This is a genomic window from Alcanivorax sp. (assembly GCF_017794965.1).
Lineage (GTDB): Bacteria > Pseudomonadota > Gammaproteobacteria > Pseudomonadales > Alcanivoracaceae > Alcanivorax.
Genome location: NZ_CP051240.1, coordinates 385176 through 402866 on the forward strand (window position 1 = coordinate 385176; position 17691 = coordinate 402866).

The following is a 17691-nucleotide window of genomic DNA, read 5'->3' on the forward strand; positions in this document are numbered from 1 at the left end:
GGTTCGGGCCGAGCAGGGAACGACGACAACACCGTGAAAAACAGACTCGTGTGGACAATGGTAGCGATGACGCTGCTGGCGATAGCCAGCGGTGTGGTCGTTGCTGCCACCGAGGCAGGCACGGTGCTGCGCAATCAGGCCGAGGTCAGCTATTTCGATCCGGTCAATGGCGAAGTCATCGTCATGCGTTCCAACCTGTCTCAAGTGGTGGTCGCTCCGTTGCGGGCCGTCGCTCTGGATAACGATAACCTGGCGACTGTGGCGCCCGGTCAGCCGGTCAACTTGCCACACGTCATCAGCAACACCGGTAACGTGGCTGACCGTTACGCCATCAACGCAAGTAATTTGACCGGCGATGAGGGCGACCTGCTGAACCTCGTCGTTTATCAGGATGTCAACGGTAACGGCCAGGCAGACCCCGGTGAACCGGAGCTGCTTGAAACTGCCGAGCTGAAGCCGGGTGAAAGCGTGGCTCTGGTGGTAACCGGAAGTGTTCCGGCGGGTCAGAATGCGGATGATCGGTTGCGGCTTGAGGTGAGCGCCGTTTCTCTTGAGGACAATACCATCGGTGATACCCGCCAGGATGTGGTTACGGTCTCCCGCGGGGCATTCCTGAATATTACGAAATCAGCCAGCCAGAGCTGTGAGGCGCCGTTGCAGGCAGGCCAGAATCTGGACTATCGGATTTCCTTTACCAATAACGGCAGTACTGCGCCGCAGGCGCGTACCGTGTTGGTAAATGGCGTGCCCTACCAGGGCGTGCTGGTGGAGGATGAAATTCCCGGGAACGTGACCCTGCGCCCCTCCAGTGTGAGCAATGTGTCTCCGGTTCAGTCTTTCCCGCTCGTCCACCGTGCCGGTGACGCAGAAGATCAGTGGATCAGTTACGCCCAATGGGATACCGATGAGGCGGTAGATCGGTTTGCGATGTTGATGCCGGCAGAGACACTCGAAAGGAACGAGAGTGGCAGTTACACCTTCGGGGTGTCTGTGACTGCCGGCACCACCGCCGGTACCCGTATTTTCAACCAGGCCCATGTGGACCTGGAGGGCGATGGCCTGGCGGATTTTGAGAGTAATACGGTCTGTAACACGATGGGCGGTTCTGTCAGACCGGCCATCCTGTTTGAGCGCCCGACACCGGCAGTTGTGCGCAACGAGGGCACCCCGGATCTGAGTAATGATGGCGATTTTGAAGCCGCCGATATCTATCGCCTGTTGCCTGAAGCCAGCCATGAAGTGCTGCACGATGGTGTTTATATCCGCCTGACGGCATCGCAACTGAATCAATCGCAAACCCAACGTGATTTTCTGCAGCAGACCCCCAATGGTCAGCAATTGGTCATCGTCACCGTGGAGTCCCGGCTGACGGGGGACTCGGTAAGGGTGGTGATGGTGGAAACCGGCGCCAATACCGGCGAATTCCGCAGCATTTTCCCCATCGTTCTCAGTGAAGAGGAAAGAGGGAATAACCGGCTGTGCCCCTCTTATGCCAGTCAGCAAGATGTGAGTCAGTATGATGGCGAAACGACGACGCTCGATGCGCTGACCAATGCCTGTGTGTTGAACAGTACTCAGCGTGATACCTTGACCGCCCGCTATACCCTGCCGGTATACGGTGCGGGCGGTACCATCGAAACCTATGAAGTAATCAGTGACATCGCGGCGGTGGATCCGGCCGGTACCGTGTTTGACTCCACCAATGGGAATCCCGTTGGGGGCGCGCGGGTCATTCTCTATCAGTCCCGGCAAACCTTGTCTGCCAGTGGGGCAGGCTCCTGTGCGGACCTGGCCGAGAGCGATTACGAAGTCGGTACTGATCCCTATACCGGGGAATCGCTGGATGGTGAAAACACCAATACCTCCAATGCCGATAACACCACCAAGTTGGGGGATTATCAGTACCCTTTTGCAACCCCTGGGCATTGTTACTACCTGGATGTCATTCCGCCTGCGGGTTACACCTTCCCGTCAGAAGTGGCGCCTGCCGCCGCGGGCGCTTTCTACCCTGACGTCAATGACAGTTCCTACGGAATCGAAGGGTATCAGGCGCCGGTTGGCCGCATGGCTGCACGAGTGGCAGGGAGCAATAATGGTGCCTTCCTGCTCGGTACCGCCAATGTGTTTGTCAATATTCCGGTTGATCCCGGGGCAGGGCTCAATGCTGGCAATCTGGTTATCGACAAACGGGTAGAAAAAGACAGCGCGTCCGTGGGCGATGTGGTGGCCTACAGTATCGATATTACCAATAACCATACCGATGAATTGTATGCGGGTCGGGTATTCGACTCGTTGCCGTACGGGTTTCGCTACATCAATGACAGTGCCTGGCTGGAAGTGAATGGCAGACGTGTGGAAATGCCTGAGCCAGCCGGTCGTCCGGGCCCCCAGCTGACATTCCGGATTGAACGTTTGCTGGCCAGTGGCAATGTGGATGCACTGCCGTTGCAGCCGGGCAACACCATTACGCTGCATTACGGATTGCGTCTTAGTGCGGGAGCCGTAGACAGCAATGGCATCAACCGGGCGACGGCGCAGGCAAATACGCTTTCCGGCGCGACCTATCGCTCCAATGAAGACCAGGTCGAAGTCAAAATCCGTAACGAAGGGGTGCTCTCCGACAAGGCCATGCTGTTCGGTAAGGTCTATGTGGATGCGGATTGTAATAACCTGCAGAACGACGGTGAGTGGCCCATCGGTGGCGTCAAGCTGTACATGCAGGATGGCACCTGGGTGATCACTGACGAAAACGGCCAATACAGCATTTATGGTCTGGAGCCCGGGCTGCACACCATCAAGATTGACCCGCTGACCTTGCCTGCCGGACTCAAGCTCAAACCCATTGATAATCGTCATGCGGCGGATCCGGAAAGCCGGTTTGTGGATCTGCGTTCCGGTGAATACCACCGTGCGGACTTTGCTGCATCCTGCCCTTCTGGTGACCAGGCTGAGGCGCTGGCAGAACAGCTCAAGCAGCGTAATGCGTCCATGAACGGTGACTGGATGCTGGATGAAGCGGCCCGTTTTGATCCGCTGCGCCAGCAGACCACCAACCCGATCATTCGCCAGGCGGATGGTAGCGGTGACCTGGGCAGTGGTGTGTACACCCAAACTGGGGATGATTCCCTCAATGAAGCCTGGGACCAGGTCTCCCGTGTCAGCGGCGCGGAAACCGGGACGACCCGGCTGGTTGATGAGCAGACGCCTGAAGCGGCCATGGTGGAGACCAGGGAAGCCGCTGCCACCATTACCCGTGAGCAGGCTGAGCAGGGCGCTTGGCTGTGGCCCCGTGGACAAGTGAGCCGTGATGGTCGTTTCCAGGTGGTGGTGCGTGCCGGGGTCGATCCGATCTTGAACGTGAATGGCAAACCTGTTGCGAAAACCCAGCTGGGCGAGCAGGTCGTGAACAAGCGCGAACGGGCACAGGTGGCTACCTGGTACGGGGTGCAGCTCGCCGAGGGCGAGAACACCCTCACCGTGACCACTAAAGACATGTTCGGTAACACCCGGGTCATGGCAGAAGGCACCTTCATCCGTCCGGCTGCGCCGACCTCCATTACGGTTGAATCGGAAGCCGATACCCTACCAGCCGATGGCGGCCGATCCACTCTGGGCATTCGGATTCGGCTCAACGATGCTGCGGGCAATCCGGCGGTTGGCAATCACTTCGTTACTGTGGAAACCGATCGTGGTCAGTGGCTGGAAGATGACCTGCAGAGCGATACCCCCGGGCATCAGGTGAAGCTGGTTGATGGTCGCGCCCTGGTGCATTTACGCAGCACCGAATACACCGGGCCGGTGCGTATCCGCGCAAGCCTCGACCGTTTCAGTGACAGCATCCAGATTGAGCAGATTGCGCCGCTGCGTCCCTTGCTGGCCACCGGTTTTCTGCAGGTGCAAAGCCGCGCAGGAGGATTGCGTGACAACGGCAATGCGCCTGCGGATGTGGCGGATGAGTTTGACGACGGCGTTGATGGCCGTGCCGCCGTATTCATGAAGGGGCAGGTGCGTGGCGATGCTCACCTGACGCTGGCCTACGATACCGACAAGGATCTGGATACCGAAGACGAAGTACGTCGTGACCTGAATCCTGCGGATTATTATCCGATCCCGGGTGATGCCTCTGTGCGGGGTTACGATGCACGCAGCCGCAGCAAGCTGTACGCCAAAATCGAAAAAGACCGAAGCAGCCTGATGTGGGGGGATTACCTCACGGATCCGGGTTATGAATTCTACGACCTGGGCCGTACACAGCGTACTTTGACCGGCCTGAATGGCATCTATGACAACGGCCGCGCCCGTTTCCAGCTGTTTGCTGCCCGTCCGGAAATGGAGCAGGTTACGGAAGAAATTCCCGGCAACGGTACGGCACTGCTTTTCACGTTGAGCAATAACCCTGCCCGTGACAGTGAAACCGTGGAAATCATCGTTCGCGATCGTAATAACCCCGGGCTGGTGGTTGAGACGACGCCGCTGACGCGTTACGTGGATTATTCGGTGAACTACTTCACCGGCGATATCCGTTTCCATGATGTGATTCCGACGCGCGATGAAAACCTGAATCCGGTGTACGTCCGCGTTAACTACAACGTGGAAGGTGACGCAGAGGAGTACAGCGTGTTGGGGGCTCGCCTCAACTACGATCTGACTGACCAGTTGCAGGTTGGCGTAAGCCGTACCCAGGATGATCACGATACCGACGGTTATGATCTCACCAGTCTGTCAGCACAGTACAAGGTAGATGAAAATACGCGGGTGAATGTTTCCACCGGTACCATGGAACATGAAGATGGGACGCCGGAAGGGCGCGCCTACAGCATTAATGGTGAACGTTTGTGGGTCGATGGTTCGCGTACCGAGTTGCGCTGGGCCCGTGCTGAAAGCGGGTTTGACAACCCTGCGGCAGGCATTAGCGAAGCCCGTGAAGAAATGCGCCTGGGCCATGAACAGATGATCACCAACGATTTCTCTGTCGAAGTCGAAGGTATTCGCTCCAGACAACTGGATGCGTCAGATGAGCAGAATAGCCTGGGCGCCATCGCCGAAAAGCGGATCGGTGCCACCGCATTGCGAGGCGGGGTGCGGGGTATCGAACAGAAAGACGCGCAGGATACCGAGCGTTTCGGGACCTATATCCTCGGTGCGGATCGTGGTTTTACGCTGCTGGGCAAGCCTTTCCAGATAGGTGGTGAATACGAACAGGCCTTCCAGGACTCAGGACGCCGTCGCATCGCAGCGGATGCAGATATGCAACTGACCGAGAAAACCAGCCTGTATAGCCGTTACGAAATCATCAACAGCCTGAATGGAATTAACACCCTGGATGATGATGTGGAGACTCAGCAATTCACCACCGGGGTGCGTTCTGCCGTGACACGTAACACGGATGTCTACTCCGAGTACCGTCTGCGTGGCGCGGTCAGTGGCGAAGATGTGGCGGCGGCCAACGGTGTGAAGTCGGATATCGAGATCGAGCCGGGCTTGACGGTGAGCCCTACCTTTGAATGGATTCAGGCTCTCGAAGGTAGCTCCAGCCAGGACTCCACGGCCTTGTCCATTGGTGCGGAAGACCGCCGTAACCAGAACCGTCGTACCCTTGCCCGGGTGGAAACCCGCTTCGGAGATGATCGCGAGTATTACGGTTTGAGTGCGGCCAATATCTGGCGTCTGAATACGGACTGGTCAGGTGTGGTTCGTGATGATCTGCGTCTTCAGTACTTCGATGCAGATCCCAAGGAGGGCGATAACATCGTTACGCTGGGGCTGGCCCGCCGCCCACGTCGTGACAACCGACACCACATGCTGTTCATGTACAAGTGGAAAGAAGAATGGGGCGGTGCCGCTGGCACCGACCGCACTGTGCACCTGTTCTCTACGCACCATAACTTCCAGCCCCATGATGACTGGATTTTCTCAGGCCGTGTCGGTGGCAAGTGGCAGGAGACGGAGCTGGGTGCGTTGGATGTGCATACAGATGCTTATGTGGCGGATGGTCGCATCATCTGGGACATGACCCGTCGCTTTGATCTGGACCTGCATGCTGGGGCGATCACCACAGAAGGTGTGGCCGAGCGCCGCTTCAGCTACGGCTTTACCGTGAATGCCCTGATCCGTCGCAATCTGCGAATGGGCGTTGGCTATAACTTCCAGGGCTTCCGTGATGATGATCTGGACCCGGAAGGCTATAACGCTGAAGGGGTATATGTGGGGCTGGAATACAAGTTTGATGAAGATGATCTGGGCTGGCTGGGCAGCAAGGCTGCCGGACAGCGTAGCTATATGGGAGATGCGCGATGAGAAGAATCAAGGCGCTATTGGCAGTGCTGTTGCTGGCGGGGCTTAGTGGTTGTGCCACCACCGAATCCCTGTACGCTCAGTACGATGAATTGTGTCCGGTAGAAGCTCGGGTAACCAACACTGGCATGGTAATGGTTACCGGGATTGCTACCACCGGTAATGGAATGGTGGAGGCGGGTGCAACAGAGAGTCAGGTTTGGGAGCCTGCGGTGTATTTCGGCTTCGATATGGCCGATTTGAAAGACAGCGAGAAAACCCGACTGGATAGCAATATTGCGGTCCTGCAGCGCTACGAGGCATTGCAAATCAGCGTTCAGGCTTACACCGATCAGAAAGGCAATGATGAGCTAAATCAGGCTTTGTCGATAAAAAGAATGAACAGTGTGGTGGCGTACTTGGAAGAGGCTGGCATCAGCGCTAGCCGAATCAAGGCCACCTATCTTGGCGAAGGAGCCCCTCTGCTGGCAGGCAGTTCCACCAATGAACGTATTGTGAATCGTCGTGTGGAACTGATGCCTCTGGATTCCGGGGGGCGGCCGCTGGTCATGCGTACCGACTTTACCAACAGCGGTGGTGACGAGTTTGTCGCCCCTGCACCGGTGAAGTGACAGGAGGTCCGGGGTGAATATGTTGCAACGTTGTCTGCTTGTTTGTCTGGTGATGGCTGGGGCTTTGGCCCAGGCCGCTACGCCGGCAGCGGGCACCCTGATCAAGAACCAGGCATCGGCCAGTTACCGTGCCTGTCTTGATGATGGATGTACCGAGCAGGCTGAGGCGCAGCGCGTCACCTCCAACCTTGTACAGACCGTAATTCGCAATGTGCCCGGCCTGGAGCTGATTAGTGATCAGGGTAAACCGGCTGTGCCGGGGGGCTATGTCTATTTCTCTCACGTACTGACCAATACCGGTAATGGGCCGGACCAGTATCAATTCTGCCTCGACACCATCAGCAGCGACTTTGTCTCCTGGACGGTGTACAGGGATGAGGATGGTGACGGTCAGCCTGATGTGGGTGGTGCCCTGTTTAATCAATCTGATGCTGACGCCTGTTGGGATTCATTGACGCGAACGCTGATTGCCGATGAAACCTTCTCGCTGGTGATTGAAGCGGAATTGTCCAATGCCGTAGTAGCAGGCCAGCAGCCCTCTCTGCGGGTTCTGGCCAGCAGTCATGAGGACAATGCCATTGTTGCCACCAATACAGATGAAGCGGATGTTGTTAATGGCCCCGTTATTGAGGTGGTTAAATCTCTGAGCGAACGGGAAGGGCGCTCCCCTGCTGGACCGATTACGGTGACGCTGGAATATCGGAATGCGTCTGACCAGGCGGCAACGGATATCGTTATTGAGGATATTCTTCCCACCGTGACGGTGGATGGCGTGGCCGGCGGCATGACTTACGTGGCGGGTTCGGCCCGCTGGAGCCAGACAGGAAGTACGGTACTGACCGACGATGGTGAAGATGGCAGTCAGGGCAGTGCTCCCGATCTGATGGATTATTGTGCCTATGACGAGGACGCCACGAATCCGGATTGTCATGACCGAGTTCGTGCCGAGGTGCAGCAGTTGCCACCGGGTGGTATCGGCATCCTGACCTTTGATGTCATGATCGATAGCGGTATTGCCGCAGGCGACCGGGTGCGCAATACCGCACGTTTCCGCTATTCCAACCAGCCCGGCGATACGGTGTTTGGCTCGCCTTCCCCCTTCAGTACCAACTCCGTCAGCTATCGGATCATCGGCCGCGCGCTTCAGCCGGCGGTAGTGGCGAACAATGATACCTCTGACAGTGTCACCGGTAGCGACGATATTTCCGACACGGGCAACCGGGTTGAGGTTGCTGCGGTAGGCCAGGGGGGAACCGTGGCGTTCGACAATTTCATCTGGAATACCGGTGACGGCGAAGACAGTTTTGATATTCTGGTGGATAGCGCAAACGACCGTCAGGGCAATGCGCTGGTTAATCCTTTCCCGGCGAATTCGGTTTTTCAGCTCTACAAGGCGGATGGTGCTACGCCATTGGTAGACACCGATGGTAATGGCGTCGCGGACACTGGCCCTATCCCATTGCCCGATGCGGTAACGGGTCAGTGCCCGGCGCGGTTCGTCACCGATACGGTTAATGGCGCTTGCGGTGTGCGGGTCATCCTGCGTGTGATACTCCCTCCGGATGTGGTGGGAGGGCCGTTCGCCGTAACCAAGATAGCCCGCTCGGTGAGCGATGCCAGTATCAGCAATGCGATCAGCGATATCCTGCTGGCCATTACTGCCAACAATGTGGATCTGACCAATGATCAGCCTGCCAATGGTAGTGCGCCGGGTGAGGGGGCAGGTCCAGAAGCAACCCCGGTTCGGACCCTGTCCATTGCGCCTGGGGCGCAGGGGGCGTTTGTGGTCTATATCAATAACACCGGTGCTCGCCAGGACACCTACGAGCTTCAGGTGAGCAGCAGCAACTTCACCCCGGGGCAGCTTCCGGCACAATGGCAGGTGGCCTGGCATCGTGATGGTGGCAGTGGCGATTGCAGCAGCCTCGGTCCGGCGCTAACCAATTCCGGACTAGTGCCTGCCGGTGGGCAGAGACTGATGTGTGTTCAGGTCAAGGTGCCCGATATCGAGTCTGGGGACCAGACTGTCCCCCTCTATCTACGTGTGTTGTCCCCGACCAGTGGTGTCAGCGATATCAAACAGGATGCGGTTACCGTCGTGGCTGGCCCGGCGCTATCGTTGCAACCCGATCAGGTGGGACAGGTGGCTCCTGGAGCAAGCACCACATACAGCCATCAGTTGACCAATACCGGTAATGTGGATTTGTCCAATGTGCTGCTGTCAGCCTCCCCGGCTGCGGCGGTTGATAACGGCTGGTCAGTGACACTGTATGAGGACAGTAATGACAATGGTCAGTGGGATCCGGATGATATCCTGATCATTGACGGGACGACATTGCAGACGGCAGGCAGTGACGGCGTGCTTGGCGTTGGGGAAAGCATTTCCGTGTTTGCCCGTGTGTTTGCTCCTGCCAATGCTGCTTTCGGTATCGTCAATATCAAAACCCTTACTGTTACGGCTGACGGCGCGGCCCAGACCGTTTCTGATCAGGCCACCGATACCACCACGGTTAACAATACGGATGTGGCCATCACCAAAGAACAGGCGCTGGATGGCAACTGCGATGGCGTGCCTGATGGACCCGGCAGTTGTTCCGCGGATGGCTGTTTTGTTTATACCTCGTTTCAGGCGACCCCGGGGGAGCAGTGCGTTATCTACCGTTTGACGGCCACAAATACCGGGTCGCAGAGCATGTATGAGGTAACCATCAATGACCGAACCCAGCCCTATACCAGCATGCTGGGTGCGGCAACCCGCTGCTCTTCGCCTGCCGGAGACTGTGCGGGTGATGTGGTAGCGCCGGGTGACAATGCAACCGGTGATGTATCGGTCAACATCGGTGAGTTGAGGAGCGGTCAGCAGGCGGTGCTGATCTTTGGTCTGAGGGTAGAGTAACGATGACAACCAAAGATCCCAACAAAAACAAAGGCAAGCTGATGATGAGACAGCTGGCCATGCAGATGTTGAGCCTGGTGTTGGTGGTAGGGGGCTGTCTGGTGAGCGCTCCGGCCCACGCCGTGAGTGTTGCTTTGGACGGAACCCGAACGGTCATCGGTGGCAGCGATTGTGCCCTTGCCAGTTATCGCTTTGGGACCAATACCTCTTACGGTGGCCAGGCTCTGGATTTGCTGGTGGAAGTGATCCAGGAAGATAACGAGCAGGCTGGTTCTTTTCAGTGTGTGGGTGTGGACAGTGGCGTGTTGTTTGTCAGCCTGCGAGACAAGGATAGTGGCGAGAATATCGCTTATGCAGATTTGCGACTGACTCTGGTGGCCCAAGGGACCACCACGCCGGTCACCGTGGATCGCATGGTGGTCACCGGTTTTGATCTGGACCGCAACAGTGACAATACCCAGACAGACACGGATGACATGTACTTTACCACCGGACCGACAACCCGGTCCTATGTGTCTACCAATACCCAGACAACGGTCACCACGACGGGCACGGGAAGCTATAACACACGTATCCGGGGCCGTGATGATAACTGTGATGATGGTGCAACCAATTCACAGCCGGAGTGTCGGGCCAGTGTGGTGTTCGCGGAGACATCCTCCGCCACCGTCAGGGTGCAAAACAACAATGCCTACGGCAATGCCCCCAATACGAGTACAGCCCGCCGAGTGTCTTACCTGTCATTCAGGGTCAACGACTTTGAAGACGTGGTTGATGGTAACCTGGATTATGGTGATGCGCCCTCCAGTTACGGGGCCGGACGCCAGAATGTGACCACTGCTTTAGGTTTGGGGCGCGGTTTGGTGGCAGATCATGATGCGGCCAACCAACCCGGCAACACTGCGTTGGGTGATGACAATGACGGAGGCGCCTCGCCACTGAAATACGACGACGAGGCAGCAGTGATGATCAGCGGGAATACACTGAGTGGCACCTCGCTGTTCCCCGGTCAGCAAAGTGAGCTTTCGGTTACCACTTTTGGCTCTGGGTATCTCAATGGCTGGTTTGACTGGAACCGCGATGGTGATTTTGACGATGCCGGTGAGCGAGTCATAACCAATCAACAGGTTACCAACAATGGTGAGACTGCCTCCGGCGCGAATTCTCAAAGCTTTGTGTCGGTCACGCCTGTCAATATCACGGTCCCCGGCGGTGCCGCGGAAGGATCGACCTTTGCCCGTTTCAAGTTTACCCGCTCTGCCAACCCGGGTGTTGACGTGAGTGGGGATGATGGTGAGGTCGAGGATTATCAGGTTGAGGTGGTTACCCAGACCTGTAGTGCAGAGGTAAGTAACAGCCTGACACTGATTGGCTCTGCCAGTCGCAGTGCCAGTAATGTGATCACCCTGACGCCGGCAACGGGTAATCAGGCAGGCGCCGCCTGGTCCCAGAACCGCATCAGCTTGCTGGCGGCATTTACGGTGGAATTTTCTGTCAACTTGGGCACCAAGGATGCCAATGGCGCTGACGGGATCGCTTTCGCGTTTCAACGTGATCCTGCGGGCAGTAATGCTACCGGTGTATTCGGCGGTGCCTTGGGTGTGGGTGGGCTGGACCCGGCGATTGCCGTTGAATTTGATACCTGGAATAACGGTTCATCCTATGGCGATATTGCCAACGACCATACCGCCATTTACGACCCGGTGAATTACACGGATAACACTGGCGGCGGCAATGTCTTCTCTTCAGTGGTAGATCTGGGAAACATTGAGGATGGTGACTGGCATACGGTGGCGCTTTCCTGGAACCCGGCTACCCAGACGCTGGAATACCGTTTTGACGGTGCAGTGGTATCGACATTTCAGCGCGACCTGATCAATGTGGATTTTAACGGTGACCCCAATGTGTTCTTCGGCTGGACGGCTTCCACTGGGGGATCCAACAATCTTCAGCGCGTCTGTGTTATCGATGCCCCGGAACAGGTGCTACTGGATTATGGCGACGCCCCTGCCAGCTACGGGAACCCTTCCCACATCATCGACGACACTGTTCGCCTGGGGGCAGGCATCACAGAGGATGTGACCGGCTATGACAATGCCTCTGCAGCAGCCGATAGCCTGGATGACGGTGTCGTTTTCCTGCCCAGCCTGCCGGGGGTGGATCCCATTCAGGTGACGGTAAATGGTGATGACGGGTACCTGCAGGCCTGGATCGACTGGAACCGTGATGGTGATTTTGATGATGCTGACGAGCAGATTGCCGAGAACGTTCAGGATGAGGATGACGACGGCCTGATCGAGTTGGTGGTGCCGCCGTCCGCGCAGGCGCAAAACGCCAATGATGTGATCGCCCGTTTCCGTTGGTCCACCACAGCAGACTTGGATGCCTATGACGGCGCTGATGATGGTGAGGTGGAAGATTACCTGATCAATACCCGTGAGGTGGTGTTTTGTCCCCAGGGGTCGGATGCCACTGGTGGCGGTATTGCCACCGGGGGCAGCGGTGGCTTTCGGGATGCGGTTTACTGGCTGGACTGGAACTGTGGCAGCAAGACCAACTACCAGCCCGGTGAGCTGGTGCGCAAGAGCTGGCAATTTGGTCCCGTCGAAATTCGTGCCACGGTGGATAACCTCACCAGCCAGTTGAATATCTACAACAGTGGAAGCTGGGGTGGTGACCGCTTCGATGACCTGTACCAGGGGGTGAACCCGATTGGTCTGTCCAGTCCCAGCGGTACAGCGCCAGCCTTTGATATTCGCTGGGAAGTTTATCTGAATGGGCAGAGAGTGCCCGCGGACATCATTGCCGCTGATGTGGAAGACACGGATGAAAACGAGAGTCTCACCTGGGAAACGGATGGTGAGCCCTGGGAGATCTTCTCCGTTGATCCACAGTCTGACCTGCTGGCCCGTTTTGAGAATGCGGCACGCAGGCTGGTGCTGACCACCGCCCCTGGTGCAGGTACCGGTGCGCTGTTGGCGTTGACGGAAGATGCTACCCAGACCGCTCACATCGTGGATGGTGGCGGTACCCAGGCGGTGGGCTTTGGGGTGTTCCTGCAGGTGGATCATGGCGATATCGCCGGTGGCTACCCCCAAAGTGGCGGGCATGTGTCGCGTCGGGACGCAACCGGTGGCAGCAAGCCGACCACTGACACCAACGTCAACACGCTGACTGTGGCCACCTTGCAGCCCGCGGCGCCCTATTTGGGCAGCATCGGGCCTGACCCGGAAGACGCGGACCAGAACTCGGCCAATGCAGACGCGGATGGTCCGGAAGAAGACGGGGTCAGTTTCCCGCCGTTGATTCCCGGGTCGGGCGCCACGATCACGGTGACCCTTACCGAAGACGTGGTGGGAGGGAACTATGTGCAGGGCTGGATCGACTGGAACCGGGATAATGATTTTGACGATGCCAGTGAACAGGTGGCCCTGAACGTGCGCGATAATGATGCCCAGGACGCCAACAGCAGTCCGGGGATCATCGAGCTGAACCTGTTTGTGCCGCCGGGTGCCTTCGTTGGTGATACCTATTCCCGGTTCCGGCTGTCCAGCACCGCGGATGTGCCCGCAGGCGGTCAGGTGGTCTTTGATGGTGAAGTCGAGGATTACAAGGTCACCATTTCCTCCGGCAACACCGGTGGCATCCTGTCCGGCTGGGTCTTCGAAGATAACGGCGTGGGGGCTACGGCCCATGATGGGCTGAAAGGCAGCGCCGAGCCTGGCCTGGCCGGGCAGCGGGTGGTGCTCTACCACGATGCCGACAACGACGGTATCTGTTCTGACGCGGACACGATTCTTTCAGAAACCCGCACAGATGGGGACGGGGGCTGGCAGTTGGTACCGGTACTGGCAGACGTGGGCAAGTCCGCCTGCCTGATGGCGCAGACCGCCAACGGCTTTCGCTCAGTGAGCGAAAACCCGGGGGACGGTGGCGCCGGTATCCTCACCAGTGCTGCTGACGATGACATCATGGTCCTCCAGGTTCAGCCCAGTGGTGTGGATTGGGGCAATATCCTGTTCGGGGACGCGGGCTTGCCGGTGCTGGAGCCTGATCGCCAGGGTGTGGTGGATGCCGGTAACAGCCTGCTGTACAGCCACCGTTTTGCGGCGCGTACAGCCGGTACAGTGGACTTCACGCTGGGGGCGGCACAGACCTCGCCGGCTACACCCGCCTGGACTGATACCCTGTATCGCGATGGCGACTGTGACGGCGAATTGTCCGCAGAGGACGAGGCCCTGCCGGTGTCAGGCGTCAGCATTCAGGCGGGGGACAGCCTCTGTCTGCTGATGAAGGTGTTCGCCCCGGCGGATGCGCCGCTGGAGGCGCTGCACAGCCGCCCACTGTTGGCGACTCAGACCTTTGCCGGCACGGCCCTGCAGTCCAGTGTGCAGGTGCTGGACACCACCCGGCTGACCGTGGGCAAGCTGGTCCTGGAGAAAACGGTACGCAACCTGGGGCCGGATGGTTTGCCGGATACCGCAGACGATGTGGACAGTGTGGGCGGGACCGCCAATCAGGCTTCACCCGGCGATGTGCTGCGCTACCGTCTGGCCTTTTCCAATCAGGGGGTGCGGGCGCTCACTGACGTGACGATCAACGACAGCACGCCGGCATTCACCCGTCTCAGCGAGGCGGCGGCCTGCCCGTCACCCTTGCCCGCGGATCTGGGCGGCTGCAACCTGACCACCCCGGATGGTAGCAATGGCAGCGGCTACGAGGGGGCGCTGCAGTGGTTGTTCAGTGGCCAGCTGCTCCCGGGAAACCGGGGAGCGGTGGTCTATCACGTGCGGGTGAGCCCCTGATCCGGCAGCCCGGCAGCAACCTACCTGATGCAGTAAGTCCGTGGTAGAATGCCGCAACCGGGGGCAACGCTCCCGGTTTTTTTGTGGCTGTTGTCTGGCAGGAATGATGGATTTTTCCTTGTTGATCAAGGCTCTGTGCCTGGTGTTGGTCATTGAAGGCATTCCTCTTTTTCTGGCTCCCGAGCGCGCCCGTGCGGCCGCGTTGCAGGTGGCGGGAATGCCCGGACGGACATTGAGAATTGTTGGGCTGGTGCTGATGTTGCTTGGCGCCGGCCTGTTGGCAGGTCTGTAGGATCTGGCCTCACGGCGAAGCGGAAAGACGGGCAACCGTCTTTTCAACACCCGAACATGGTGAACGAATGAATCAGGAAGCACAGTGGCTGCTGCCCGACGGGGTAGAAGAGGTTCTCCCCGGCCGGGCCCGCGCAATCGAACAGCTGCGCCGCCGTACACTGGATCTGTATCAGCAGTGGGGGTATGAACTGGTATTCCCGCCGCTGATCGAGTTTCTCGAGTCCCTGCTCAACGGCGCAGGTCGGGATCTGGAACGGGAAACCTTCAAGATCACCGATCAGCTCACCGGCCGTCTGATGGGAGTGCGTGCTGACATCACTCCCCAGGTGGCGCGTATGGATGCGCACAGCCTTCGCCAGAATGCGCCCACCCGTCTGTGCTATTGCTCCAGCGCGTTGCGTACCCGTCCCGCGGTGGCCGGCGGCACCCGTCTGCCTTATCAGATCGGCGTGGAGCTGTTTGGTCATGCCGGCGTGGACAGCGATCTGGAAGTGATCTCCCTGTTGCTCGAAACCCTCAAGCTTTCCGGTCTCGATCAGGATGTTGTGCTGGATCTGGGCCATGTGGGCCTGTTCCGTGGTCTGGTGGAAGCCTGTGAGTTCAGCGAAGCCGATCAGTACCGGCTGGAAGACATCTACGTACGCAAGGCGCGGGTAGAGTTGGAGACCTTTGTCGGCGAGCGCGATCTGCCCGCCAAGGCCGGCGAGGCCTTGCTGGCATTGCCCTGGCTGGCCGGTGGGGCTGCGGTGCTGGAGCAGGCGCGCACACTGCTGAGCAATTTCCCGGCGGCACTGGACGCGCTCACCGAGTTGAGTGAACTGGTCGACGTGCTCAGCGCAAAAGGCATCAATCTGCATCTGGATCTGGGTGAACTGCGTGGTTATCACTACCACACCGGCAGTGTGTTCGCCGCCTACCTGCCTGGTGAGAGTGAACCGTTGGCCAAGGGCGGGCGTTATGATCACATCGGTGAGGTGTTTGGCCGAGCCCGTCCCGCCACCGGTTTCAGTGCCGATCTGAAGATGCTGGCAGCACAGCTGGTAACCGATGTCGCTGGCGGTATTCTTGCCGAAGGCTCCTTGCGTGATGCCGGTTTTGCCGCCAGTGTGGCGGCTCTGCGTGAGCGTGGGGAGCGGGTGGTGCTGGCCCTGCCTGGCGCAGACAACGACCCGCAAGTACTCGGCTGCCAGCGCAAGCTGGTGCAAGCCGATAACGGCTGGATCATTCAGGACTTATAGAATTCGAAGGGCGGAAATGGGCGCCAGCCCATCTCCGCCGTTGTGATGGTGGCGGAGACGGGTTACGGCCAGTCCTCTGCCTACGGTAAAGCGTGTCGCGTGAAGCGTGATGCGTGCAGCGTTAATTCAACATGGCAGCAAGCAATCATGGGTAAGAACGTAGTTATTCTCGGCACCCAGTGGGGTGATGAAGGCAAGGGCAAGATCGTGGATCTGCTCACTGACCAGGCCTCATTGGTGGCACGCTTTCAGGGCGGCCATAATGCCGGGCATACCCTGGTGATCGACGGCAAGAAGACCGTTCTTCACCTGATTCCCTCCGGTATCCTCCGTGAAGACGTGCAATGTCTGATTGGTAACGGTGTGGTGCTGGCCCTGGATGCGCTGCTGAAAGAAATCGGTGGTCTGGAAGATAATGGCGTGCCGGTGCGTGATCGCCTGCGTCTTTCTGCCTCCTGTCCGCTGATCCTGCCGGTACACGTGGCGCTGGATCAGGCCCGGGAAGCGGCCCGTGGCAACAAGAAAATTGGCACCACCGGTCGCGGCATCGGTCCGGCCTACGAAGACAAGGTGGCCCGTCGCGGTCTGCGTCTGGGGGATATCTATCACCGTGAGCGTTTCGCTGCCAAGCTCGGCGAAGTGATGGATTACCACAACTTCGTGCTGCGCCAGTACTACAACGCCGAGCCGGTGGACTTCCAGAAGACCCTGGACGAGACCCTCAAGCTGGGTGAAGAAGTGCGTGGCATGGTCACGGACGTGACAGCCGTATTGCATCACGCCCGCGAGAACGGCGAGAACATCATGTTCGAAGGGGCCCAGGGCACCCTGCTGGATATCGACCACGGTACCTACCCCTACGTGACCAGCTCCAACACCACCGCCGGCGGTACAGCTACCGGTTCCGGTGTGGGCCCGCTGTACCTGGATTACGTGTTGGGTATCACCAAGGCCTACACCACTCGCGTGGGCAGCGGTCCGTTCCCCACTGAACTGTTCGACGAGAATGGCCGTTACCTGGCCGAGAAAGGGCACGAGTTCGGTTCCACCACTGGCCGTGCCCGTCGTTGTGGCTGGTTCGATGCAGTGGCGCTGAAGCGTTCCATCCAGATCAATTCCATCTCCGGTCTGTGTCTGACCAAGCTGGACGTACTGGACGGCCTGGAAGAAGTGAACATCTGCGTGGGCTACCAGGATGCGGAAGGCAATTCCCTGGCCTGTGCCTGGGATGCGGACAGCTATGAAGAAGTGAAGCCGGTGTATGAAACCCTGCCGGGCTGGAGTGAGTCCACCCTGGGAGTGAAGGCGGTGGACGATCTGCCGGCCAATGCCCAGGCCTACCTCAAGCGGATTGAAGAAGTGACGGGCGCGCCCATCGACATCATCTCCACCGGTCCTGACCGGGTAGAGACCATCATCAAGCGCCACCCGTTCGCTTGAGCTTGAAGCGCCAACAAAACGCCCCGCGATGCGGGGCGTTTTTTTGGCCGCTCTGCGGCCGCAACACGCTTCATGCATCACGCAACACGCAAAGATCAAAAGCGGATTTACCA

General features: G+C 58.5%; 7 protein-coding genes. All 7 read left to right on the forward strand.

What is annotated here, in order from left to right; all coding sequences use genetic code 11:
• Nucleotides 1-33 precede the first annotated feature (33 nt).
• The 7 genes from HF945_RS01795 to HF945_RS01825 all read left to right on the forward strand — a co-directional run bounded on the left by HF945_RS01795 (nucleotide 34) and on the right by HF945_RS01825 (nucleotide 17578).
• Complete coding sequence (locus HF945_RS01795; RefSeq protein WP_290524083.1) at nucleotides 34-6297, forward strand: hypothetical protein; 6264 nt, start codon at nucleotides 34-36, stop codon at nucleotides 6295-6297.
• Nucleotides 6294-6905 carry an OmpA family protein gene (locus tag HF945_RS01800; RefSeq protein ID WP_290524084.1) on the forward strand — a complete coding sequence of 204 codons (612 nt, stop codon included), beginning with the start codon at nucleotides 6294-6296 and terminating at the stop codon, nucleotides 6903-6905. The genes HF945_RS01795 and HF945_RS01800 overlap by 4 nt, the downstream gene beginning before the upstream one ends.
• A 19-nt stretch (nucleotides 6906-6924) precedes the next feature.
• Complete coding sequence (locus HF945_RS01805; RefSeq protein ID WP_290525376.1) at nucleotides 6925-9801, forward strand: hypothetical protein; 2877 nt, start codon at nucleotides 6925-6927, stop codon at nucleotides 9799-9801.
• Nucleotides 9802-9803: 2 nt separating this feature from the next.
• Nucleotides 9804-14606 (forward strand): CshA/CshB family fibrillar adhesin-related protein, encoded by a 4803-nt coding sequence (locus HF945_RS01810; RefSeq protein WP_290524085.1) that lies wholly within the window; start codon nucleotides 9804-9806, stop codon nucleotides 14604-14606.
• Between the two features lie 118 nt (nucleotides 14607-14724).
• Nucleotides 14725-14898: a DUF2065 domain-containing protein gene (locus HF945_RS01815; protein ID WP_290524086.1), complete on the forward strand. Its 174-nt coding sequence runs from the start codon at nucleotides 14725-14727 to the stop codon at nucleotides 14896-14898.
• Between the two features lie 67 nt (nucleotides 14899-14965).
• Nucleotides 14966-16138 carry an ATP phosphoribosyltransferase regulatory subunit gene (locus tag HF945_RS01820; RefSeq protein ID WP_290524087.1) on the forward strand — a complete coding sequence of 391 codons (1173 nt, stop codon included), beginning with the start codon at nucleotides 14966-14968 and terminating at the stop codon, nucleotides 16136-16138.
• Between the two features lie 147 nt (nucleotides 16139-16285).
• Nucleotides 16286-17578, forward strand: coding sequence for an adenylosuccinate synthase (locus HF945_RS01825; RefSeq protein WP_290524088.1), 1293 nt, complete (start codon nucleotides 16286-16288; stop codon nucleotides 17576-17578).
• Nucleotides 17579-17691 lie beyond the last annotated feature (113 nt).